The organism is Methylomonas sp., from assembly GCF_023228165.1.
Taxonomy (GTDB): Bacteria; Pseudomonadota; Gammaproteobacteria; order Methylococcales; family Methylomonadaceae; genus Methylomonas.
Window position 1 is genome coordinate 227,839 of sequence record NZ_JALOBS010000001.1, and the last position, 24,338, is coordinate 252,176.

The 24,338-nt window shown below is 48.6% G+C and carries 20 protein-coding genes; 6 read left to right on the plus strand and 14 right to left on the minus strand.

All coding sequences use genetic code 11. The features are described 5' to 3' along the window. The first annotated feature begins 134 nt into the window (after nt 1-134). From M0R33_RS00980 to M0R33_RS00990, 3 genes are read left to right on the plus strand one after another with little or no spacing between them, the layout of a single operon-like run. The gene (locus tag M0R33_RS00980) at nt 135-1,856 is read left to right on the plus strand and encodes a lysophospholipid acyltransferase family protein (RefSeq protein ID WP_292563694.1); all 1,722 of its coding nucleotides are present in this window, start codon (nt 135-137) and stop codon (nt 1,854-1,856) included. A gap of 8 nt (nt 1,857-1,864) precedes the next feature. Beyond that, nucleotides 1,865-2,881, plus strand: a complete 1,017-nt coding sequence (locus M0R33_RS00985) for a M14 family zinc carboxypeptidase (protein WP_292563697.1) — start codon at nt 1,865-1,867, stop codon at nt 2,879-2,881. Then, a complete protein-coding gene (locus M0R33_RS00990; RefSeq protein WP_292563700.1) occupies nt 2,874-3,662 on the plus strand; it encodes an alpha/beta hydrolase in 789 nt (262 codons plus the stop codon). The genes M0R33_RS00985 and M0R33_RS00990 overlap by 8 nt, the downstream gene beginning before the upstream one ends. Here M0R33_RS00990 and M0R33_RS00995 read toward each other — a convergent pair. Together M0R33_RS00995 and M0R33_RS01000 are read right to left on the minus strand one after the other, a co-directional pair. Further along, entirely contained in the window at nt 3,655-3,972 is a 318-nt protein-coding gene (locus M0R33_RS00995) for an H-NS histone family protein (protein WP_292563703.1), read from the minus strand. The genes M0R33_RS00990 and M0R33_RS00995 overlap by 8 nt on opposite strands. A gap of 69 nt (nt 3,973-4,041) precedes the next feature. Further along, on the minus strand, nt 4,042-4,719 hold the full coding sequence (locus M0R33_RS01000) for a DUF2914 domain-containing protein (RefSeq protein WP_292563706.1): 678 nt from the start codon (nt 4,717-4,719) through the stop codon (nt 4,042-4,044). Nucleotides 4,720-4,861: 142 nt separating this feature from the next. Here M0R33_RS01000 and M0R33_RS01005 point away from each other — a divergent pair, with 142 nt between their 5' ends. The 3 genes from M0R33_RS01005 to M0R33_RS01015 are packed head-to-tail and all read left to right on the plus strand — an operon-like array spanning nt 4,862 to nt 9,575. Continuing rightward, on the plus strand, nt 4,862-7,699 hold the full coding sequence (locus M0R33_RS01005) for a 2-oxoglutarate dehydrogenase E1 component (RefSeq protein ID WP_292563709.1): 2,838 nt from the start codon (nt 4,862-4,864) through the stop codon (nt 7,697-7,699). Continuing rightward, the gene (odhB, locus tag M0R33_RS01010; RefSeq protein WP_292563711.1) at nt 7,689-8,885 is read left to right on the plus strand and encodes a 2-oxoglutarate dehydrogenase complex dihydrolipoyllysine-residue succinyltransferase; all 1,197 of its coding nucleotides are present in this window, start codon (nt 7,689-7,691) and stop codon (nt 8,883-8,885) included. Before M0R33_RS01005 ends, odhB begins: the two co-directional genes overlap by 11 nt. Nucleotides 8,886-8,888: 3 nt before the next feature. Continuing rightward, entirely contained in the window at nt 8,889-9,575 is a 687-nt protein-coding gene (locus M0R33_RS01015; RefSeq protein WP_292563715.1) for an MBL fold metallo-hydrolase, read from the plus strand. A gap of 189 nt (nt 9,576-9,764) precedes the next feature. Here the strand turns inward: M0R33_RS01015 and M0R33_RS01020 are convergent, their stop codons facing one another. The 12 genes from M0R33_RS01020 to cmk form a co-directional block, all read right to left on the minus strand. Continuing rightward, complete coding sequence (locus M0R33_RS01020) at nt 9,765-12,344, minus strand: EAL domain-containing protein (RefSeq protein ID WP_292563718.1); 2,580 nt, start codon at nt 12,342-12,344, stop codon at nt 9,765-9,767. A 242-nt stretch (nt 12,345-12,586) separates the two neighbouring features. Then, on the minus strand, nt 12,587-13,606 hold the full coding sequence (queA, locus tag M0R33_RS01025) for a tRNA preQ1(34) S-adenosylmethionine ribosyltransferase-isomerase QueA (protein WP_292563722.1): 1,020 nt from the start codon (nt 13,604-13,606) through the stop codon (nt 12,587-12,589). A 198-nt stretch (nt 13,607-13,804) separates the two neighbouring features. After that, nucleotides 13,805-14,146: a zinc ribbon domain-containing protein YjdM gene (locus M0R33_RS01030; RefSeq protein WP_292563725.1), complete on the minus strand. Its 342-nt coding sequence runs from the start codon at nt 14,144-14,146 to the stop codon at nt 13,805-13,807. 62 nt (nt 14,147-14,208) lie between these two features. After that, a complete protein-coding gene (locus M0R33_RS01035) occupies nt 14,209-14,940 on the minus strand; it encodes a helix-turn-helix domain-containing protein (protein WP_292563728.1) in 732 nt (243 codons plus the stop codon). A 141-nt stretch (nt 14,941-15,081) separates the two neighbouring features. Then, complete coding sequence (locus M0R33_RS01040) at nt 15,082-15,345, minus strand: RNA-binding protein (protein WP_013818556.1); 264 nt, start codon at nt 15,343-15,345, stop codon at nt 15,082-15,084. 225 nt (nt 15,346-15,570) lie between these two features. Then, on the minus strand, nt 15,571-18,615 hold the full coding sequence (locus M0R33_RS01045; protein ID WP_292563735.1) for an efflux RND transporter permease subunit: 3,045 nt from the start codon (nt 18,613-18,615) through the stop codon (nt 15,571-15,573). Next, nucleotides 18,612-19,706, minus strand: coding sequence for an efflux RND transporter periplasmic adaptor subunit (locus tag M0R33_RS01050; RefSeq protein WP_292563737.1), 1,095 nt, complete (start codon nt 19,704-19,706; stop codon nt 18,612-18,614). The genes M0R33_RS01045 and M0R33_RS01050 overlap by 4 nt, the downstream gene beginning before the upstream one ends. Before the next feature lie 55 nt (nt 19,707-19,761). Beyond that, nucleotides 19,762-20,490 (minus strand): alpha/beta hydrolase-fold protein, encoded by a 729-nt coding sequence (locus M0R33_RS01055; protein ID WP_292563738.1) that lies wholly within the window; start codon nt 20,488-20,490, stop codon nt 19,762-19,764. A gap of 3 nt (nt 20,491-20,493) precedes the next feature. After that, nucleotides 20,494-21,453 (minus strand): acetylxylan esterase, encoded by a 960-nt coding sequence (locus M0R33_RS01060; protein WP_292563740.1) that lies wholly within the window; start codon nt 21,451-21,453, stop codon nt 20,494-20,496. 107 nt (nt 21,454-21,560) lie between these two features. After that, nucleotides 21,561-21,866 carry an integration host factor subunit beta gene (locus M0R33_RS01065; protein WP_013818551.1) on the minus strand — a complete coding sequence of 102 codons (306 nt, stop codon included), beginning with the start codon at nt 21,864-21,866 and terminating at the stop codon, nt 21,561-21,563. 58 nt (nt 21,867-21,924) lie between these two features. Next, on the minus strand, nt 21,925-23,586 hold the full coding sequence (gene rpsA / locus M0R33_RS01070; RefSeq protein WP_292563744.1) for a 30S ribosomal protein S1: 1,662 nt from the start codon (nt 23,584-23,586) through the stop codon (nt 21,925-21,927). 95 nt (nt 23,587-23,681) lie between these two features. Beyond that, nucleotides 23,682-24,338, minus strand: a complete 657-nt coding sequence (gene cmk / locus M0R33_RS01075) for a (d)CMP kinase (RefSeq protein WP_292563746.1) — start codon at nt 24,336-24,338, stop codon at nt 23,682-23,684.

Below are 24,338 nucleotides of genomic sequence, written 5' to 3' on the forward strand. Positions count from 1 at the left end.
TATTGGCATACCACCGCATGTTTCGTCATATTCCTGTCATGTTTCCGAATTAGGCTGTATCCATTGAAGCGGCGTTGTTTTTGCAGCCATGGATCGCTTCACTCTGGACTTTCTAATTTACTGGATCAACATCAATGATTGATGCCGAGCGCATTCTGCAGGAAACCTACCCGGATTTTAATTTGGGCAAGCACAACCAACTGGCCGTTAAAGCCCTGAAAAAACTGCTACACGAAGACGATTTCAATGACGTCATCAACAAAAACCGCCATTTGCGCGGCTACGCATTTCTCGACAAATTACTGAATTACTTCAATTTTCATTATCAGGTCAGTAACCAGTCATTTAGCAACATTCCGTCCGAAGGCCGCATATTAATCGTCGCCAATCATCCCATCGGTACCTTGGATGGACTGGCGCTGGTTAAATTGATCCGCTCGGTCAGGCCGGATGTGCGCATTGTCGCCAATCGGGTTTTGTCGCACATGGAACCGCTACAATCGATTTTTTTACCGGTCGATGTGTTATCGGACAAAAAGTCGTTAAAAGACAGCTATAAAGCCATGCTGGATGCGCTAGAAAACGAAGAAGCCGTGATTATATTTCCGGCCGGCGAAGTGTCCCGTATCACCCCCAAGGGCATACGCGACGGCAAATGGCAAAACGGTTTCGTCAAACTGGCTAAAAAAGCCCACTGCCCTATCCTGCCTATCCATATCAAGGCCAAGAATTCAGCCATGTTTTACAGCATGTCCACACTCTATAAACCGCTGGGAACCATGCTTTTGGTCAAGGAAATGTTTAATAAAAAAGACCAGGAAATCAAATTCGTGGTCGGCGCCCCGATTCCGTTTAGCGTGTTCGCGGAAAGCGAGCAAACCAACAAACAACTCAGTCAACGATTTCGGAAACATGTGTTAAATCTGGGGAAAAAGCATAAGCCCTTGTTGTTCGATACGGTAGCCACCGTGGTGCATCCCCCCGACACCAAGGCCATCAAAAAAGCCTTGTTTCAATCGCGCCTGTTAGGTGAAACCCGCGACGGCAAGAAAATTTTCCTATACCAATTTCAGGACGATTGTCCGGTCATGCAGGAAATAGCCCGCTTGCGGGAATTGACCTTTAGAACCGTGGAAGAAGGTACAGGACTGGCTCTGGATTTAGACAAGTTCGACATTTACTATAGCCATATAGTGCTGTGGGACGACTACGCCCTGGAAATCGTTGGTGCATACCGGATCGGCGAAGGACCGAAAATCGTGCAGAGCCATGGTATCGAAGGTTTTTACAGTAATACGTTGTTTGATTTACATACCGAATTTGCCGCCCTGCTGCCTAATAGCCTGGAATTGGGCCGCAGCTTTGTACAGCCGCGTTATTGGGGCCAGCATAGCCTGGAATATCTTTGGTATGGCATTGGCGCCTATTTACGCGAGCAACCGGATATCAAATATCTGTTCGGCCCGGTGAGTATCAGCAACGCTTACCCTCAATTGGCCAAGGAACTGATCATCGGTTTTTACAAGCAGCAATTCGGTTCCGAATTGCCGCCAGCCACCGCCAAAACCCCGTTTGTCATTTCCGAACAATGCCAGCAATTTGTGGCGCAGGAATTCAATAGCGATTATTCCACCAGTTTTAAGATATTAAATAGCGAACTCCGCAAACTGGGCGTCAAAGTACCCACGCTATATAAACAATATGTCGAGTTATGCGTGGACAAAGGCTGCCATTTCATTGACTTCAATATCGACCCCGATTTCAACAACTGTATCGATAGTCTGATTATGGTGGAAATCGATAAAATCGCCCCTAAAAAGCGCCAACGCTATATCGAAACTACACTTTTGCATTAAGTTTTAATATGCCTGAGCCAATTTTTGCGGAACTGGCGCAATTGGAAGCGCTGATTGCCCAATTGGGTGATCGGGCGCAGACCAACGTAGTCAGCCGCGTTCAATATAAAAATCATTCCTTTCCCATCTACAGTGTTGTGCTTGGCTCCATGCGGGAAGACGTACCGGTTTTGGCGTTTACGGGCGGCGTGCACGGCTTGGAGAAAATCGGCTCGGAAGTCATTCTGTCGTATTTACAAACCATCATCCAGCTGTTGGAATGGGACGAAGAATTTGCTGATCGACTGGAAAGATCGCGGTTGGTGTTTATCCCTATAGTCAATCCGATTGGCGTGTATCGAGGCACCCGTTCCAATGGCAACGGCGTCGATTTAATGCGCAACGCCCCCATAGAAGGCGCGGGCAATACCAAACTCTACAGCGGTCACCGAGTCAGCCCACGGCTGCCCTGGTACCGTGGCGACACGACGCAAATGGAAAGCGAAGCACAAGCCCTTTGTCAAGTTATCCAAAAATACGTTTATAACGCTCCGCTATCGATTGCTTTGGATTTACATTCCGGGTTTGGCATACAAGACCGGCTATGGTTTCCCTATGCTTCCTGCAGAAAACCCTTCCCCGGCATTGCCGAAGCGCATGCCTTAAAACAAAGTTTCGACAACTGCTACCCCCATCATATTTATAAAATAGAACCCATGAGTCAGGAATATGTCATCAACGGTGATTTATGGGATTATTTGTACGATGGTTTTATGCAGACGAATTCAGAACACAAGCAATTCCTGCCGCTGACTTTGGAAATGGGCTCCTGGCTTTGGTTACGCAAGAGTCCGTTGCATTTATTCCAACGCCACGGTTTATTCCATCCATTGTTGCCACATCGGCAGCAGCGCATACTGCGCCGGCATATCACCTTATTCGATTTTTTGTACCGCAGCCTGCTGTATCCCAAACAATGGACGCAGCTGGATGAAACACAATTGAGTCAGCATAAACAACAAGCCCTGGCGCTTTGGTATGCCTAAGCAGATTGGCGAAAACTGGTTATTGCTGCGTGGACTGTCCCGGGAAGCGGCACATTGGGGAGAATTTTTGCCTTTGTTGCAAGCCCAATTTCCCCGGGCTAGTATTCATACGCTGGATTTACCCGGCACCGGCAGGCGTTTTCAAGAGACCAGCCCTGCTACCATTAATGCCATCATGGAGTCTGTCAGACAACAGGCATTAACCGAAGGTTTGCTAAATCAACCCCTGACTATCGTCGGCTTATCGTTGGGCGGCATGGTTGCCTGGGAATGGATATTGAAACACCAAAACGAAATTTGCGCGGCCACCTTGATCAATACCAGTATGGCGAGTTTAAGCCCTTTTTATCAGCGGCTGCGCTGGCAAAGCTATCCGATCTTTTTTAAACTACTGCTGCAACCGACTTGCTTCCATAAAGAATTGACTATTATCCGCTGCGTAGCCAATCGACGGAGCCAGGACCAAGTAATAGCCTCGGAATGGGCTCGAATTCAGACCGAACGGCCTGTAACACTTGGTAATACCGTCAGACAGCTGATCGCCGCGGCCGGATACCGACCGGAAAAACATAACCCGGATGTACCGCTGTTATTGTTAAGTAGCCGGGGAGACCGCTTGGTTGCCCCGGCCTGTTCGGTTGCCATTCAAACCGAATGGCAACTGCAATTAAAGTCGCATCCCTGGGCTGGTCATGATCTGACGCTCGACGACTCGGACTGGGCGGTCAAGCATCTAAAAGACTGGGTGGAACAGCTTAGTATGCCGTTTGAGATTACTTAATCTCAAACTCAGACTTATTACGCCCCGCAGCCAATAAATCCTGCATCCATTTTGGCGCCAGCCCACGGCCGGTCCAGGTTTGCGATGCGTCTGCCGGATTACGATACTTGGCGGCTACTTTACCGGTTTTTCTCTCGACTTTTTTATCGCCTTCGACTAACTCCACGGTAACGCCAATGGAGGCTGCCAATTCTTTAATTTTCGCAACCACTTCCTTACGTTTACTGGATTGCTTTTCTTTTAAAGCTTTCTCGGCATTGTCAATAAGTGCTTGTATTTCAGTCTCGGATAAATTATTAAAGTCAGTCATGTGTTCCTCGTTAAATCAAAAAATGCAATTTAATTGTAACTTCAAATCAATTAATAATAAACACCTAATTTAACGATTAACCGAGTAATTAGCTTCACTGAACTTCTTGCCTTTCTTATCCATTAACACCACCTGCCATTCGCCCACATCCCGAGCCGTTAACTTTCTGCTGGAAATAAGCCTGGCGTGGTTGTTTTTTACATCAAACTGCTTTTTTATAATCAATTGGCCATCTTTATACCAGGCATGAAATAAAGTATGACCTATCAGGTTTTTAATTTGGCTAAAATAAAATAATTCCTTAGCCTCGTTTTGACCCAACACAACCGGTTGTTTAATCGGATCCCCCGGCTCATTGTTTTTAGGTGCGCTATTAATAGAAGCCCTGATAACCCTTTTATCATAAATAATAGCGGGCGGCCGTTTGACAACGGCCACATTCTTGGTATCACTTTCATGAACAGGAATTGGCGCTACGGCTTTCGGCAACTCCTGTTTTACAATTTTCGGCGTTTCAGGCAGAGTAACTTCGGGTGAGTTAATAATCTCATCAGTCTGGCGTTTATTCTCATCGGCATCATTGCCTGAGAACATATAAATCACCCCAATCATCAAAATCAGTAATATAAAGACGGCTAATAATATGCGTCCAGTATGCCAAACCGTCACCATTTTAGGGTCGATGAGCGCCTTTCTTTGTTTGTCTTTGTCATAATTTATTTTAATCACAACTCGATTATCCGCCATGCTGCTTCTCTTTCTACTGTCTTAAGGTAACGACTGGCGGCTATGTGCCGCGAGTGCGCGTTTTTACTGCATTTTTCCCTTGGTAATATACCATTTTAGCTCTACCATAATGCTTAACACTTGCTGAAAACCCGGATGTTGTATGAGCAGCCTGCTTAAACTGTTTGAAGAAACCTCGGCATATTACGGTGGCAACGCCTCTTATATAGAACAGCTCTACGAGCAATATTTGAGCGATCCCGACTCGGTTTCCGGTAACTGGCGCCAGCGTTTTGACGATATCCATTGCGGCTCCACGGATGACACGCCGCACAGCGTGATCGTCGACCGTTTCGAAAAGCTTGCCATTTCAGAGCCGGGCAAACTGGCCAAAATGCAAGGCTTTACCGAGCAAAGCGTCAAAAAACAATCCGCCGTTGCCCGCCTGATTAATCATTATCGGGTTAAAGGCCATCAAATTGCCACTAACAACCCTTTGGGCAACCAAACGGTCATGCCGGCCGACCTGGAACCCGTCTATTACGGTTTGACCGATGCCGACATGAAAACCCTGTTCGATACCGGTGGTTTATGCGGTATCGATCGTTTGCCGTTGCACGCCATCATCAGCACGCTCAAGGAAATCTACTGCGGTAGTATCGGCAGCGAATTCATGCATATTGTCGACGCCGAACCTAAAAACTGGATACGCAAAAAACTGGAAGGTGCCAAACCCGATTATGCCAGTCACCCGGAAAAACGCCTGGGTTTACTAAAATTGCTAACCGCGGCGGAAGGCATGGAAAAATATCTGCACCGCAAATATGTCGGTCAGAAACGTTTTTCTCTGGAAGGCGGCGAATCACTCATTCCCATTTTGGATGAATTGATTCAACGGGCCGGCGAAAACAAAGCCACCGAAATCGTGATCGGCATGGCGCATCGCGGCCGGCTGAATGTACTGGTCAACGTACTGGGCAAAAGCCCGGCTGCTCTATTTGGCGAATTTGAAGGCACCCATACCTCCTCTCCCGGCGTATTGACCGGCGATGTAAAATACCACATGGGATTTTCCTCGAATATAGCCACCCCCGGCGGCCCTATTCACTTAACACTGGCGTTCAATCCTTCCCACCTCGAGATCATCAACCCGGTGGTAGAAGGCTCGGTTAAAGCCAGGCAAGACAGGCACGGTATCGGTGGTACCGATGTAATCATTCCGGTATTAATACACGGCGATGCCGCCTTTGCAGGCCAAGGCATCATCATGGAAACCTTGAATATGTCTGAAACCCGCGCCTTCCATACCGGCGGCACCGTGCATATCGTCATTAATAATCAGATCGGCTTTACCACCAGTAACCCATTCGACGCCCGCTCCACTTTATATTGCACCGACGTGGCCAACATGATCCAGGCGCCGGTGTTTCACGTTAACGGGGATGACCCCGAAGCCGTGGCCTTTATTACTCAATTGGCATTGGACTATCGCATGACTTTTCACAAGGATGTCGTCATCGATCTGATCTGCTATCGCCGCCTGGGACATAACGAAGCCGACGAACCGGCGGCAACCCAGCCCATGATGTACGAAAAAATCCGTAAGTTATCCTCTACCCGCCAGCTTTACGCCCAAAAACTGATCAGCGAGGGCGTGCTTAGCGAGGAAGCAGTGAATGCGATGGAAGAAGAGTATTACCAGAAACTCAGCGAAGGCCAAGTAGTCTCCCGCCCCATAGTCGTTAACAACAATTATGCATACTCCGCGCGTTGGGATAAATATCTGAACAAGGACTGGGACCAATCTGCGGACACCACGGTGCCTTTGGAACGGATAGCGTTTTGCAACCAAAAACTGCAAGACCTGCCGGCGGATTTTGAATTGCATTCCCGTGTTAGCAAAGTCATGGAAGAGCGCAACAAAATGGCTCACGGCGAGATTCCGATAGACTGGGGTTTTGCGGAAAACATGGCCTACGCTACACTGCTGGTCGAAGGCTATCATGTCCGATTGACCGGCCAAGATATCGGTCGAGGCACGTTTTCGCATCGGCATGCTATTTTACTGAATCAGAAGAACGGGGAAAGCCGCATTCCGCTCAAACACCTATCCGACGATCAAGGCCATGCGCAGATATTTAACTCGTTGTTGTCGGAAGCGGGTGTATTGGCCTTCGAATACGGTTATAGCTCGACCGAACCCGACAAGCTGGTCATTTGGGAAGCCCAATTCGGGGACTTTGCCAACGGCGCTCAAGTAGTCATCGATCAATTCATCAGTTCGGGCGAAACCAAATGGGGCAAACTTAGCGGTCTGGTGATGCTGTTACCGCACGGTTTCGAAGGCCAGGGTCCGGAGCATTCCTCAGCCCGTCTGGAACGCTATCTGCAATTATGCGCCGATCATAACATTCAGGTTTGTTATCCCACCACGCCGGCGCAAATTTTTCATTTGCTGCGCAGACAATTGATTAGGCAATTCCGCAAACCGCTGATCGTCATGAGTCCGAAAAGTCTGCTCCGGCATAAACTGGCGGTTTCCACGCTGGCGGATTTAACCGATGGCGGCTTTTTACCGATTATCGGCGAAATCGACGATATCGATCCATACCATATCACCCGGCTAGTACTCTGCAGCGGTAAAGTTTATTACGATTTACTGGAAGCCCGCCGCGAAGACGATCTGAAACATATAGTGATTATCCGCATCGAGCAACTCTATCCGTTCCCCAACGATAGCTTTAAAGCCGAAATTGATAAATTTCCCAATCTGGAACTGGTAGTCTGGTGCCAGGAAGAACCGAAAAACCAAGGAGCCTGGTACCAAAGCAAGCACCATGTTTATGACTTGGTTGACGATAGCACGCCGGTTATTTATGCTGGCAGACCGCCCTCGGCGGCGCCCGCGGTAGGCAGTTACAAAACCCACTTAAGCGAACAAAAAAACGTCGTCCACACCGCCCTATACGGCAGCAAAGAAGGAATAAAACATGAGTTTTGACATTCTGGTTCCCAGCCTCCCCGAATCCGTGTCCGATGCCACCTTAGCGGCCTGGCACAAACAGCCCGGCGACTGGGTGGAGGCTGGTGACAATCTGGCAGACCTTGAGACCGATAAAGTGATTTTGGAAGTCCCCGCGCCTTCCAGCGGCGTGGTCAAGGAAATTATCCGCGCCGCCGGGGAAACCGTGGTCGGCGGTGAACTACTGGCCAGACTGGATTTACAGAAACAAAACCCCACGCCGGCCCCGGCCCCCGCCGCAAAGGCTGCCAACAAGGAAGAACCGCCTTTAAGTCCATCGGTGCGCAAACTGGTGGCCGAAAATGAAATCGATCCCGCCAGCATCAGCGGTTCCGGCAAACATGGCCGGATTTTAAAAACCGACGTGCTGGACTTTTTAAACGAACAGCAACCCGAGCAGGAAGAGCCCGCCTCCACGGCTGATGCCAGCCACGCTCCGCTGTCCGCAACCGTCGTCGCCAGTTTACGGCCGGAACAGCGTGTGCCCATGACTCGGTTGCGCGCCAAGATTGCCGAGCGTTTGCTGCAAGCGCAACAGAATGCTGCCATGCTGACTACCTTCAACGAAGTCGACCTATCGGCGGTCATCGAATTGCGCAACCAATACAAGGAACGTTTCGAAACCAAGCACAACGTCAAACTCGGCTTTATGTCGTTTTTTGTCAAGGCCTCCATCGAAGCACTGAAACGCTTCCCGGCCATCAATGCCTCCATCGACGGTAACGACATTATTTATCACGGTTATTACGATATCGGTATCGCGGTTACCACCCCCCGCGGCCTGATCGTGCCTATTTTACGGGACGCCGACCAATTGGACTTTGCCGGCATCGAAAAAGGCATACACGATTTCGGCAGCAAGGCCCGTAACGGCTCTATCAGTGTGGAAGACTTGAGCGGCGGCACCTTTACCATTACCAACGGTGGCATATTCGGCTCCATGCTGTCCACCCCCATTCTCAATCCCCCCCAATGCGCCATCTTGGGTATGCACGCGATCAAGGACAGACCCGTGGTCGAGGATGGCCAAATAGTGATCCGTCCCATCATGTATCTGGCCTTGTCCTACGACCACCGCTTGGTGGACGGCAAGGAGGCAGTGCAATTTTTAGGCATTGTTAAAGAATGCCTGGAATCGCCAGCCCATCTGCTGCTGAATATTTAATTCATGGCGGCGCGCAGACCCGTCCTGCGCGCCGCCGACATTTTAAGCCAAATCATGCGCTATACCATCATTCCCGTCACCGAGTATCAGCAAAACTGCACGCTGCTAGTGTGCGAAAAAACCAACAAAGCAGCGCTGGTTGACCCCGGCGGCGATCTGGACATTCTGTTACGGGAAGTGGATCGGCAAGGCGTCGAGTTGGAAGCTATCCTGGTCACCCACGGTCATTTGGACCATATCGGGGGCGTGGCCGAATTATCCAAGCAATTGAACTTGCCCATTATCGGACCACACCGTGATGACGATTTTTGGATACAAAGCCTGGCGGAACAGTGCCGTATGTTCGGCTTCCCTAAAGCCGAATCTTTCCAACCTTCCCGCTGGCTAAACGACGGCGACACGGTTCAGGTTGGCAAACAAGTATTGCAGGTTATCCATTGCCCCGGTCACACGCCCGGCCATGTAGTGTTTTTTAACGCTGATGAACGCCTGGCCATCGTCGGCGATGTGCTGTTCAAAGGGTCGATAGGACGTACCGACTTTCCGCGCGGCGATTATCAAACCTTGATCGATTCCATTCTGCTCAAACTATGGCCGCTGGGTGGCGATATCGCCTTCATCCCCGGTCACGGCCCGATGTCCACCTTTGCCGCCGAGATGCGCAGCAACCCTTTTGTGGGCGTAAAGTAAGCATCCGCCCTCTGTCAATTTCCTGCGAAGAACGCTTTTATGTTACCGGTCAGAACATTATTGGCGAAACCGGCGATTAAACTCGATGTACTCGAACTTATAAGCTAAGTTAAATCTTTAACCTCGAATGCTGCAACCCGCCTAACTGCCGGAATGCCATGCCGGGTTATAACCGCGTCAAACTATATACTATTTTTTCCAGTATTCGCTCGCTTGCCATTTGCTAACCCATACCGCTATCTCGGTCGCCGGCATAGGATGGGCGATACCATAACCTTGCGCCAACTGACAGCCCATGGCTACCAATTTTTTAGCGTGATTCATGGTTTCCACGCCCTCTGCTATGACTTGGCGGGAAAAGGTGTTGGCCAAGCCAATTACACCGTTGACGATCGCCAGATCATCCTGGTCGACCAACATGCCTCGCACAAAACTTTGGTCAATCTTGAGAATATCGACTGGTAAGTGCCTGAGATAGGTCAATGAGGAGAATCCGGTGCCGAAGTCATCCAATGCAAAGCGGAGCCCCATCTCCCGACACGCTTTAATTTTTTTGGAAACCGCAGCAAGATCTTCCAGCGCACTGGTTTCCAGCACTTCCAGCTCCAACCGGGAAGGTTGAATATCGGGATGTACCGATAACAGCAAGGCGATACGATCGACAAAATCAATTTGCTGAAATTGCTTGGCGCCAATATTGACGCTAACGATAATATCGATGCCATTGGCATACCATTCGCGCATCTGGGCCAACACCGAATCTATCACCCACTCGCCGAGACTCACGCTGATGGGATGAGTCTCGATAAACGGTAAAAAATCAGCCGGCGACAACAATCCTCGTTGAGGATGTTGCCAACGAATCAGTGCTTCGACACCAATGACTTCGCCTGTGACGATATTGATCTTCGGTTGATAATACAGTACGAACTCCTGATTACCCATGGCGCTGCGTATATCCTCCAATCGCTCTTGCTGGGTCTTGATCGCGGCATCGTGTTCGATATCGAACAGATGGTAACGGTTTTTACCTTCCTGCTTAGCGATATACATGGCCTGATCGGCATGGCGCACTAACTGATCCGCTTCGACATTATCCTGTGGATGGAGGGTGACGCCGATACTAGCGGAAAGCTGCAATTCGGCATTCTCCAACTGAATCGAGCTGGAGGCGGCTTGTAATAGACGAGCCAGTACCGGTTCGCAATCGGTAATTTGTTCCAGATCGACCAGGATTGCCACAAACTCATCTCCGCCGATCCGCGCCAGTGTGTCACCTTCTCTGAGAGCCTCTTTCATGCGTTTGGAAATGGCAATTAACAGTTCATCGCCCACTTGGTGGTCGTAACTGTCATTTACCACCTTAAATCCATCCAAGTCGAGATATACCAAAGCGAGCGATTGATTGCGCCTTTCGTTTTGCAGCATGGCTTGTTGCAACCGGTCGGTCAGCAATACCCGGTTCGGTAAGCCTGTCAATGCGTCATAATGCGCGATACGCTCAAGCTCTTGCTGATGCTCTTTCATTTGGGTGATGTCGGTGAACAGCGCAACGTAATTTTGCACCTTTCCCGACGCATCGTTTACCGCGCTGATAGTGATCATCTCGGCAAACACCTTACCGTTCTTATGCCGGTTCCAGATTTCACCATACCAGTGTCCGTTTTCAAGCAGCGCTCTCCATATATCCGCGTAAAAATCCGGCCCATGCAGCCCGGACTGAAGTATGCGCGGGTTTTGCCCGACCGCTTCCTTCCGGCTATAACCGGTAATTTGGGTAAAGGTATCGTTTACTTCGATAATGGTACCCATGGCATCCGCTATCATGATGCCCTCGCGGGCATGCGTAAAAACCCTGGCCGCCAGCTGAAGTTTGATATCTGCTTGCTTGCGTTCAGTGATATCTCTACCCACTCCGATTATTCCCAGAATATTCTGATGCTCGTCTCTAAATGGTATTTTTAAAGTTTCAAGGCAACATTCTCTGCCATCCGCATAGGTAATCCACTCTTCATAGACACTGACCAGATCTGAAGCCAGCGTTTCCTGATCTTTCCGCCGGAACGATGTTGCGGTATCCGCATCGACAAATTCGAAATCGGATTTACCGATAATTTCGCTTTCAGGCACCCCGAAATAGTTCTCTACCGCCTTATTACAGGCAACATAAGTACTATCGGTATTTTTTATGAAAATGAAGTCCGGAATATTGTTTATCAGGCCGCGCAGTTGGGCTTTTTCCGTTTTCAAACGCTCATGCAGTAAGGTCAATTCACTCAAGGTACCCTGAAGTTGCCTATTTGTATCCGCTAGTGCTTCGGTTCTTTCCCCTACCCGTCGCTCCAGTTCGGTATTTAATATTTCCAGATCAGCCTTGGCCTGTTCCAGCTGCTGCACGGACGGCGCAAGCAAAGCTTCGGGCATTTTTAGCCAGATAATGACAGCGGTACCGAACGATAAGCCGGCTGTCGCCGCCTTCGCTATTGCATTGGCCCAATAATTAGGCCGCCAGATGGTAAGTACATCAAGGAAATGGGTTATCCCGCATGCGACGATAAACAGGCCAAATAATATGAATAGCCACCGATTGCGAATATCGGCTCTTTTTTGGGTGAAATACCAAAGCGCAAAGGGAATCGAAAAATATGATACCGCGATAATGGAATCCGAACCGACCAGAGTCCAAAGTAGCAAAGGGTTCCACTTCAGGCAGTAACCATGCGGAATTAGGCCTGTGAAATTAAAGGCGTCATTGAATAACTCCCCCATAGTATTCCCCATTAACAGACAGAGTCAGTATATTGACCAAATTAAGTTCCTCTCTGCAGCTTTCTACAGAAATGATTGCCAGTATTGATCAATACGAGACGACCGTCCCTAATCACATACGAAAATTGTGATGGACAGCCTAAACCCGTTACGGAATATTTGGGTTATATCAACTGGGGGTATAGGCATTTATCAAACTTGATCGGAGCGAAAAAACCAATTTATCAATGGGTATCAGGTATTTAAAAAATCGCCATGGCATCGCCATAACTGAAAAACCGGTAACGTTGCTGAATGGCGTGTTGGTAGGCATTCAACACTGCATCGTATCCGGCAAAGGCGGAAATCAGCATTAACAAAGTCGATTCCGGCAAATGAAAATTGGTTAGCATTGCATCCACTGTCTTAAACGCATAGCCTGGCGTAATAAATAACTGCGTATCCCCGCAACCGGCAAGTATTTCGCCCGAGGCGGATGCGGATTCCAGGGCCCTCACCGCAGTGGTGCCAATCGCCACCACCCGTCCGCCACGATCTTTGGTTTCTCTGACGGCCTCGACACAAGCCTCGGACACCTGAAAGAATTCTTTATGCATAACATGCCGGCTTAAATCATCCACCCGAACCGGCTGAAAAGTACCGCTGCCGACATGTAAAGTGACAAAACAACGCTGAATAGCTTTTTGTTCCAGCATCTGCATGGTTCCCGCATCAAAATGCAAACCAGCTGTCGGTGCCGCGACCGCCCCGGCCTGTTTGGCAAATACGGTTTGGTAGCGCTCTAGGTCGTCAATATCATCCGGTCGATCGATATACGGCGGTAACGGCATGTGCCCTATTTCTGCCAAAAGCGCCAGCACACCGATTTCAGTATCGAATTGCAACCTGAATAAATCCTGTTCTCTACCTAATACCCTACATGCAGCGCCATTCTGTAGTTGCATTAACGAATCAGCCTTGGGCGATTTGCTGGCTCTGATATGCGCCAAAACCCGGCATTGGTCTTCTATGCGCTCTATCAAAATTTCGACTTTGCCGCCCGTGGCTTTAGTCGCATAGAGCCGGGCGGGAATAACTTTGGTATCGTTAAATACCAATAAGTCATTCCGATTAAGCATACCGATAAAATCGCTGAATTGACTATCCCGTAACGCGCCGGTTTGTTTATTCAATTGCAACAAGCGACTAGCGCTTCGTTGTGCCAAAGGCTTTTGGGCAATTAATTCAGGCGGCAACTGATAGTTAAAATCGCTTTTTTTCATAAAATGGACATATCGGTCGTTCAGGTTTGGTACTGATTAACCCAACAGATACCGGAGGAACAGTATTTTGTGCCGTTTTATTGCGTAGCTTAATGCAAAAAGCGCTTTTAAGTCGGACCCGACAGGTATATGAATTGATTTTGATCCAACGCTGGGGCGTTTTTGAATGGTTAATTCGAAAACGCCCCAGCGGAGGCTTTACACTTTTTTGACAAACTCCGATTTCAGTTTCATGGCGCCAATCCCATCGATTTTACAATCGATATCATGATCGCCATCCACCAAACGGATATTCTTTACTTTTGTACCGACCTTAACCACTAAGGAAGAACCTTTGACTTTCAAATCTTTAATTACAGTGACGGTATCACCGTCTTGCAGCAGATTACCGTTAGCGTCCTTGATAACACGGTCATCGGTTGCATTGTCGGCTTGTGCCTCCGCGGACCATTCGTGCGCACATTCCGGACAAATGTACATACTGCCATCAGCATAAGTATATTCTGAGCCGCACTTCGGGCAATTAGGTAAGTTACTCATTATGTTTTTGTATTTGTGATATTTAACAAGGGTAAGGTAGCTAGTTTGGTGATTATCCGCCGTTATCGAAATTGCTCTTCCAACACCGCCAGCCGGACTTGGCTGGAAACGGGCCGACGCACTTGCAATACCGGCCCAAGAATTTGCAAATTTTCCAGCTCGGCACCCGCAAAACTGGGAAAATCCGGATGGATCGATACCAGCTCATAATCGATGCCGGAACCCGATTGCGATAGCACCCGATAGCGATTCAAATTCAGCCGTTCGGCACCCGGCTTAAACACAATCACCGGGTCGCTAGGTTGAATCGACGCATCCGGGTCGATAACCAATTGGTCTCCGGGTTTAAACTCCGGCTGAAAGGCTTCATCACTCAAACCCAATTTCAAGGCAAACAGCCGCGAACCGGATTCGGCAAAAGGCAAGGAATAATCCATGGACACCCATTTGCCGCTCGGCGACTGAACCGCCTGATCTTGCAGAAAAGCTTGCACCCACTCGCAATCGCGAGTCGAAAATAGTGGCACCCGGCGGGCCGTTGCCATTAATAACGGCTTGGATGCTTTAATACTGGTGGGCTGCAGTTTGCCAAACAGCAAGGTATCAAAATCAACGCCCAGCGTTTTGGCGATCTGCGGTAAAAACGTACTTTTACGGATCTTGCCTGATTCCAAACTTTGAATAGTCTGCTGGGCCGCGCCGACACGAAGCGCCAATTCATCCTGACTCAGCCCCAGTCGCTCGCGATAATATCTAACCCGCGTGCCCATGGTTTGCAAGTTTTCTTCGCTCATAATTTGATCAACAGCGGGGTTCGACATTGTGGGAAGAGCTTTTGGGGCTTTTTTCATGCCTTATGACTTAGCGTCGCGCAACCACTAGTTTAACGGTAAATTCAAGTAATTCGCGACTGAACGGAGTAGGCGAGTTTAAGCTTAACGGCGACCGCGCTTACCTTTAGCGCCTTTATCCACCTCGACATAAATGGTCTTGCCGAGGAAATCGCGGCCGTTAATAGCTGAAATGGCCGCACGCGCTTCATGACCTTCCATATCTACTGTTGCAAAGCCCCGTAATTGACCGGTAAAAAAGTCCTGATTGACTTTCATGCCAAACACTTTGCCGTATGCAGCAAATAAATCATGCAAGCCGGATTCGGTAGCGGTGGGCGGTATACCTCGAACAAACAGTGTCATCATGATGAAGCTCCAATGATAAAGTAAAAACTTGGATATTGGGCATGACCATCTACTCAATCTGGAAGCAAAATCTAACCTTTAACTCAACCCGAGAACTATTAAATTAAACAATTAGCGCCACAGCAATAACCACTAAAGTGACATTATACAAAATTTTTTACTATTTTAATAGTAAAAAAAACAATCAAAAGAGAAGACCCACTGTTTTTTGCTCAGACGCCCCCACTAGACAGCGATCTGTTGATGATCTCTTGCCAGCAACAAATAAAACGCCGGCACTACAAATAAGGTAAATAGGGTGCCAATCCCCAGGCCGCTGGCAATCACCAAACCTATATCGAAACGACTGGCGGCACCTGGCCCCGAGGCCATTAACAGAGGCACCATGGCTACGATCATGGAAACGGTTGTCATCAGAATGGGCCGTAAACGGATGGTGGCGGCCTGTTCTACAGCCTTGAACTTATTTAAGCGCTCCTGAATTTGCAATTGATTGGCAAATTCCACGATCAATATGCCGTTTTTGGCTACCAGACCGATCAAGGTGATCAAGCCAACCTGGGTGTATATATTGACCGTGGCGAAGCCCAGCATCATGAAGGCCAAGGCGCTGGCAATGGATAGCGGCACTGAGATCAGAATAATTAACGGGTCGCGCCAACTTTCGAATTGAGCCGCCAATACCAGATAAATAATTAATAGCGCCATGAAAAAGGTCACGATCAGCGCGCTACCTTGTTGAGAATATTGCCGGGATGCACCGGTGTAATCGAAACTAAAGCCGCGCGGAAACACTTGTTCCGCAGTTTCTTCCAAATAAGCCATCGCATCGCCTAACCCGACACCGGGCGTCATCATGCCGTTGATTGTCAAACTATTCAGCTGTTGAAACTGAGTACGCTTACCGGGCTCAACCGAGCTTTCCAGCTTAATCAACGAAGACAACGGCACTTGCCCTCCCGATGCGGTGCGTAAATAATAGTTAGCGAATTTACTGGCATCCATGCGGGCTAGATCGTCCACTTGCGGAATAACCTTGTAACTGCGGCCTTGCAAACTAAACCGGTTCACATATTGCCCGCCCAGCAATGTAGCCAGATTCTTACCGATATCCTGCATATTGATACCCAAATCGGCAGCCCTGTCGCGATCGATGACCAGCGTGGTTTGCGGCCGATTGAAATTAACGTCCTTCATCAAAAATGCGAATTTTCCGCTTTGCATGGCTTTATCCAGCAATTGATCCGCCACCTGATCCAGTGCGGCGTAATCGGCATCGGTGACCATTACGAACTGCATGGGCAAACCGCCACCGGAACCCGGCAGGCTGGGACGTGGAATAACCGCTGTTTGAAAACCGGCGATTTTGGCAACTTTAGCTTGCAGCTCGGGCTGAATCTCGGTTTGTGAACGCTTGCGATCGAATGCGGATGGCATTTTGAAGCCACTGAATACGGTACTGGTATCGCCGCCAAACCCCATCAGCAAAAAACTTTCCTTGTATTCCGGGATAGTTTCGAACTGTTTTATCAGCTCGCGGGAATAGGCTTCGTTGTAATGCAAGGTGGCCGTCTGCGGCCCAGTGGCAATCGCAAACAGAATACTCTGGTCTTCGGTAGGCGCCAGCTCTTTATTGGTCAGCATGAACATAAAATATATGCTTACCAGCACCATCAATGCAAACATAGCAACAGTAGAGGGATACTCGATCACCTTATGCAGCAGTCGTTGGTAATACCGGGCCAATCCGTTAAAAAAATGCTCCACGGCTAATTCAAAGCGTCCCGGCGTACCGGCTTCCTTTAAAAACCTTGAGCTCATCATCGGCGACAAGGTCAATGCTATCACCCCGGACACCAGCACCGCACCGGCCAGCGAAAAGGCAAACTCGGTAAACAAAGTGCCTACCAAGCCTCCCATAAAGCCGATAGGCGCATATACGGCGATTAAGGTAGTGGTCATGGCGATAACCGGCAAACCTAACTCCCTGGCTCCGAGTATCGCGGCCTGAAGGCGCGGTTGACCCTCTTCTATATGCCTATGGATGTTTTCCACCATGACGATGGCATCATCGACCACTAGCCCAATTGCCAAAACCAAAGCCAGCATGGTTAACAAATTGATGGAAAAACCCATGGCCAACATCAAAAAAGCACCGCCGATCAAGGACAACGGCACGGTCACCGCCGGTATCAATGCCGCGCGCAATGAACCTAATGATAAAAAAATCACCACCAACACGATGGCCACTGCTTCAATCAAGGTAGTGAATACCTCGTTGATCGAATCTTCGATAAACTGGCTGGCGTCGTAAGGCAGCAATATTTGCATGGCGTCCGGCAAATCGCGTTCGATGTCTTTCAATTGCAATTTGACGGCTTTCGCCACGGTAAGCGGGTTGGCTCCGGGCGCTTGCTCTATGCCCATAAAAATGGCCATTTTGCCCTTATACCAATTCACCGAATCATAGTCTTCACTACCCAGTTCGGTATCGGCAATGTCTTCCAGCCTAACCAGGGTACCATTTCGGTTGCTGACCACCAGCTGGCGGAATTCGGTTTCGTTGACCGCATCCGTGGTGGCGCGCAAATCGATTTTAACGAAATTACCCTTAGTGCTGCCTACACCGGATAAATAATTGTTTTCCCTTAATACGTCGCTAACGTCGGTGGCCGTGACACCCAACGAAGCCATCCGCTCCGGGTCCAACCAAATCCGCATGGCGAAGGTTTTATTACCCAATACTTTGGCTTTACCCACGCCCGGCACGGCCTGAATTTTCGGCTGCACCACCCGCAGGATGTAATCGCTTAACTGGGCGGCCTCCAGGCTATCGCTGTATAGCGCGATGTACATCAGCGCCGTACTTTCACCGGTTTGCGAAGTAATTACCGGATCCTCGGCTTCCGCCGGCAAGACGTTACGCTGACTGGCTACTTTAGCCTGAATTTCGGCAACGGCGGCATTGGGGTCGTAATTCAGGCGCATGTGGGCTTCAATGACCGAACTGCCCTGCCTGCTGCTGGACGACAAATAATCAATCCCGTCCGCTTCGGCAATAGCCTGTTGCAAGGGATTGGTAATAAAGCCCTTTACCAACTCGCTGTTGGCACCGGGATATGATGTGGTTACGGTAACTACCGTATTTTCGGTCTCCGGGTATTGCCGCAACTCCAATACCGTAATCGCTCGCAGACCTAATACCAAAATCAACAAACTAACCACGCTAGCCAGGACAGGCCGATGGATAAATAAATCGGTAAACTTCACTGACCGGCCTCCCGCTCACCGGGTGCGGGTTGGGCATCGAGGGTAACAGGTATTCCATTACGTAATTTGACCTGTCCAGCACTCACTACCCGATCTCCGACTTGCAGACCGCTTACAATTTCCACCCTGCCCTCCCGGCTTTGTCCGGTAACCACCTGGCGACTTTGCACAGTCAGTCCATTGTCATTTTTTTCGATTAAAAACACCGAATTACCATAAGGGTTATAGCTAATAGCGGTATCCGGCAATGTTAAAACAGACAACGCATTGCCGGATTCTATTTTGACTTGCGCAAACATGCCGGGACGCAGGCGTTTATCGGCATTATTTAATATGGCCCGTACTTTCAATGAGCGGGTATCTTGTTCCACGGAAGGATTCAGCGCAATAATTTTGCCGGTAAATATCTGGTCTGGATAAGACTGTATAGTTGCGATAATTACCTGGTTTTTGGCTAATTGACTGATATGCCGCTCCGGCAAACTAAAATCCAAATGGATCGGATCCAATTGTTGCAAACTAACGATATCCGTACCTTCACTTAGAAATTGTCCAAGATTGACCTCCCGAATACCTAACTCGCCCGCAAACGGTGCTCTGATCATTTTCTTATCAATGCGGGTACGCTTGGCATGCACGGCAGCGGCGGCCTGTTCCAACTGTGCCTTGTGTTCATCGTAGTCGGCCTGAGACACATATTTTTTCTGTATCATTTTTTCGCTGCGCTGCAATCGCGCTTTAGCCAGTTGCAATTCGGCTTGCAATCCAGCCAGTTCGGCCTGATCGGTATCCGTATCGAGCTCTACAAGCAATTGACCTGATTTAACCGTTTGTCCGGAATGAAAATGAAGCACTTTGATTTTGCCAACTACCTCGTTGCTGACATACACACCCGCGACCGGAGTAAAACTGCCTACTGCCGTTAACGACGATGGCCACTGCTCAAGTTTGACGGTAGCCGCGGCAACAACAGCGGGTGGCGGTGGCTTGATCTGACTGATAGCTTGTTGGATTTGATAAAACTTGAAACCAAAGATACCGCCCAAAATCACAAAGGTCAGCAATAAGACGATGAAAATGCGTTTAATCATGGGAAATATCGACGAATTAGAAAAGTTAGCGTTTTAAGTCAGCTGATATGAGCTATCAAATGTATAACCGTGCCATTTGCCGCCAATAGTAACCTTGATGAGCCCTGCTATCCCATTCATAATACCCATGCCGAATCCCTTTTTGATTAAGTATATGACTGAATTCCCGATTGTTATGCAAAAAGGGATCTTCCTTGCCGATGACCAGTGTGATGTCCATCCGGCTTATTTGGTTCAACTGATTTTGATCGGTCAAATTCGGCAAAAAATGGCTGGGGGTATGAAAATAGATATTGTCATCGTAGTAACCATTAAACAAGTCTTTGAAATGCTCCACTTCAAGCGTCAGATCAAAGCGCCCGGAAAAAGCCACTAACTTCTGAAAGCGTTGCGGGTGCCTGAAGGCCATATTGGCCGCATGATAAGCGCCCAAACTACAACCATGGACTATAGTACAAGGATGCGGATTTTTGGCCTCCATGAAAGGCATGACTTCATTAAGAATATATTCCTCGAATTGCATATGCCGTTGAATGCGGTCTTTCGGTTGGGACCAAAAACAATAAAAGGATTCATGATCTATGCTGTCCACGCAGAATAACTGCAGATGTCCCGCCTCGATTTTATGCTGTAAGGTTTCAACTATCCTAAGGTTTTCATATTCATAAAACCGACCGTCCCGGGTGGGAAATACCAACACTTTGGCACCTGCATGGCCAAATACCAGAAATTCCATATCCCGCCCCAAACGCGGACTGTACCAGTGATGATATTCGCGGTTCATAGTTTATTTTGACCAGTCGCCAAAAAATGCCTGTAATTTCCACAACAAATGCTGATTTTGTTGTTGTTGACGAGGATACTCATAATGCCCGGCGTCCAGAACAAATAAGTATTTAGGTCCCGCCCATGCATTATAAATAGCAAACTGCCCAGGCGGCGCCACCATGGGATCAAATAGCGCCGCAGCAATATGCACGGGCTGCATGGCAAAACCAGCCGCGATAGCAGCATCGTAATAGCTCAAAGTGTCCGGAATGTGACCGTGCCGACGCACATAGTCCGAAACAGCCGCACCACTGCCTATGGTTTGCAAGCGTAAGCGCAAGGGTTGACATCCAAAGGTCGGCACATTGAAATGCGCTCGTTGAATGCGCTTATCCCAGGGTAAGGCCAAAGCACCTATGCCGCCGCCAAAGCTAATACCCATGAAACCGATTCTATCAGCGGCTAACGGATATAGTTCCTGCATCAAGGTAACCCCTAACCATAAATCTTCGACACACCCCCCTAAAATGTAGCGATCTCGATCTTCGATATGATGCAGCACATGATAATTAGGTTGATCGGATACCCTTGCTGATCGACTCCTGGAAATACCGCGAAAACAAGGAAACAAATAGGCTGTCTCTGGAATATTGAAATGATAATCGGGTTGATCCCGACCGCCGTATCCATGCCCGACGACAATACATTGCCTAACAGTTTGCTGCTCCGGCTCTAGTAGCCAACCGCCAATAGTGAAATCGTCAGTAGATTGATATTGGATATCGAAGACTTTGAAGCCCGCATGCGAACCGCACTGCCCCATATTGAAATAAGGGTGTATGGAGAGGATATTTTGATATCGGTTTTTCCAGAACTCAACAAAGTCCGCCGGCGCAGCAGGCGCCTGGATGGCCAGCAATTGTTCCAGGATGTATCCGTAACTGGGGTCAAAGTGAAAAGGATGATGGACGTGTTTCACGACGATTTAATAAGTTGTGGGGTCGTGATGCCTGGGTAGCAATGAAAGAGACAAGCGTTAAATATACGGCTTTTGCCTGTCTCCAAATGGCTATATTCGGCTAAAACTTAGTCGACGATCTTAAATTTCTCCCTGGATGCATCGACTATGTCGCGCAGTTCTTTTCCAGGTTTAAAATGAGGTACATGTTTTTCGGTGAGCGATACGGACTCGCCGGTTTTAGGATTCCTGCCCAGTCGCGCCGAGCGATGATGCAAGGAAAAACTACCAAATCCGCGAATTTCGATCCGTTCTCCGCTTGCCAGTGTGTCGCTCAAGTGATCGACCACGCATCTGACTGCCAACTCAACATCTTTAAGCGGAAGATGTGGCTGTTTACGTGCCAACACCTCTATCAATTCTGATTTTGTCACATCCAACCCTGAGTAATCGAAAAAGGGTGATGCGCTAACGCATCACCCTGGCACGGATTTATTTATCCATTTGTTTAAAGATATCGCCCAATGTCGCTGTACCAGCGCTTTGTTGTGAATAATCTTTAATGGCGTTTGACTCTTCCTCAACATCCTTGGCTTTGATAGACAAAGAAATAGACTTGGTTTTCTTGTCGACGCCGACAAATTTAGCTTCGATTTCGTCGCCTTCTTTCAACAGAGTACGTGCATCTTCAACCCGGTCGCGCTGAATTTCGGCAGCCCGCAAGTAACCTTCAACATTATCGGCCAAGGTTATAACAGCGCCCTTGGCATCAACTTCTTTAACGATACCTTTAACCAATGCGCCTTTTTCGTTCAAAGCGATATAGTTTTGGAACGGATCTTGTTCCAGTTGTTTAATACCCAGGGAAATACGCTCGCGCTCCGGATCAACCGCCAAGATGACAGTCTCAACTTCGTCGCCTTTCTTGTAGTTGCGAATGGCTTCTTCGTCGCCCTCGTTCCAAGAGATGTCGGACATGTGAACCAGACCGTCGATACCGCCGTCCAGGCCAATAAAGATACCGAAATCGGTAATGGATTTGATTTTGCCGCTGATTTTGTCGCCTTTGTTGTGAGTGGCGGCAAATTCATCCCATGGGTTTGAACGGCATTGTTTCATGCCCAGTGAAATACGACGACGCTCTTCGTCGATTTCCAGCACCATGACTTCAACTTCATCACCCAATTGAACCACCTTGGATGGGTTGACGTTTTTGTTGGTCCAATCCATTTCGGATACGTGAACCAAACCTTCAACGCCTTCTTCGATTTCCACGAAGCAACCGTAGTCGGTCAGATTGTTGACTTTACCGAATACACGGGTACCGGCTGGGTAGCGGCGAGCAATGTTTTGCCATGGATCTTCTTCCATTTGCTTCATGCCCAACGACACGCGAGTTTTGTCTTTGTCGAATTTCAAGACTTTGACATTGACTTCTTGACCGATTTCCACGCACTCGGATGGGTGACGTACACGACGCCATGCCATATCGGTGATGTGCAACAGACCATCTACGCCGCCCAGGTCGATAAACGCACCGTAGTCGGTAAGATTTTTGACGATACCGGAAACGATAGCGCCTTCTTGCAGGGTTTTAACCAATTCTTCTCTTTCCGCGCTGTATTCGCTTTCAACCACAGCACGACGCGACAATACGACATTGTTACGTTTTTGGTCGATTTTGATGACCTTGAATTCCAGATCGCGGTTTTCCAGGAATGCGGTGTCGCGGATTGGACGCACGTCAACCAAGGAACCCGGCAGGAATGCGCGCAAAGCACCCACCGCAACAGTGAAGCCGCCACGGACCTTGCCATTGATACGACCGATAACGGTTTCTTGTGTTTCGAAGGCTTTTTCCAGCTCGGCCCAAGCTTTGCTTTTCTTAGCTTTATCGCGGGAAAGCAGTGTAGAACCTAAGCCATCTTCGAACATGTCGAGCGCAACTTCGATTTCGTCGCCGACATTGACTTCCAGATCGCCATCTGCATTTAAAAATTGCCATTTCGGAATCACGCCTTCCGATTTAGCTTGGGTGCTGACAATAACGAATTCATTTTCGATATCGATCACAGTACCCATTAACATGGCGCCAGGACGCATTTCAGTCTTGGCAAAACTTTCTTCTAACAACTGTGCAAAGCTTTCGCTCATTATTCTACTTTCCCAAACTTGTTAAGACACAAACAAGCTTTTTCTCATCAATAAATTAAAAAAAGCCGCCTAATGGCGACCGCCAAACCTAAGTTTTAACGAACTAGGTTTATTACCGCGTCTATCACCTGCTGGATGCTTAAACTGGAGGAATCAATAGTGGTTGCGCCTTCCGGCACTGTCAGAGGAGCAGTTGCCCGCTCCTGATCGCGACGATCGCGCTCTTCAATTTCTCGGGTAATCTGAAAAAGATTAGCATCGATTCCTTTTTCAATCAACTGCTTATATCGTCTATTTGCTCTTTCCTCGGCACTGGCCGTCAGATAAACCTTATATTCGGCATCAGGGAAAACCACGCTACCCATATCTCGACCATCGGCCACAAGCCCCGGTAACCGCCTAAAATCCTTTTGTTTTTGCAATAAAATTGCCCTGACAGCTGGATAAGCAGCCACGATGGATGCCGCATTACCGGTGGTTTCAGTGCCCAATTGCGCAGTGATATCGACTCCATCCAATCTAACAACCAGAACCTCGCCACAATCAAATTCAAGCTGCATCGCTCCCGCGATTGCCGTTATTTGTGACAAATTATCCAGCGCTACGTCGGATTGCAATACCGCAATAGCTAACGAGCGATAAATAGAGCCGCTATCTAAGTAATGCCACTCCAATAACTTGGCTACCGCGCGACTGACGGTACCTTTACCGGCCCCACTAGGGCCATCGATTGTTAAAACAGGAATATTCAT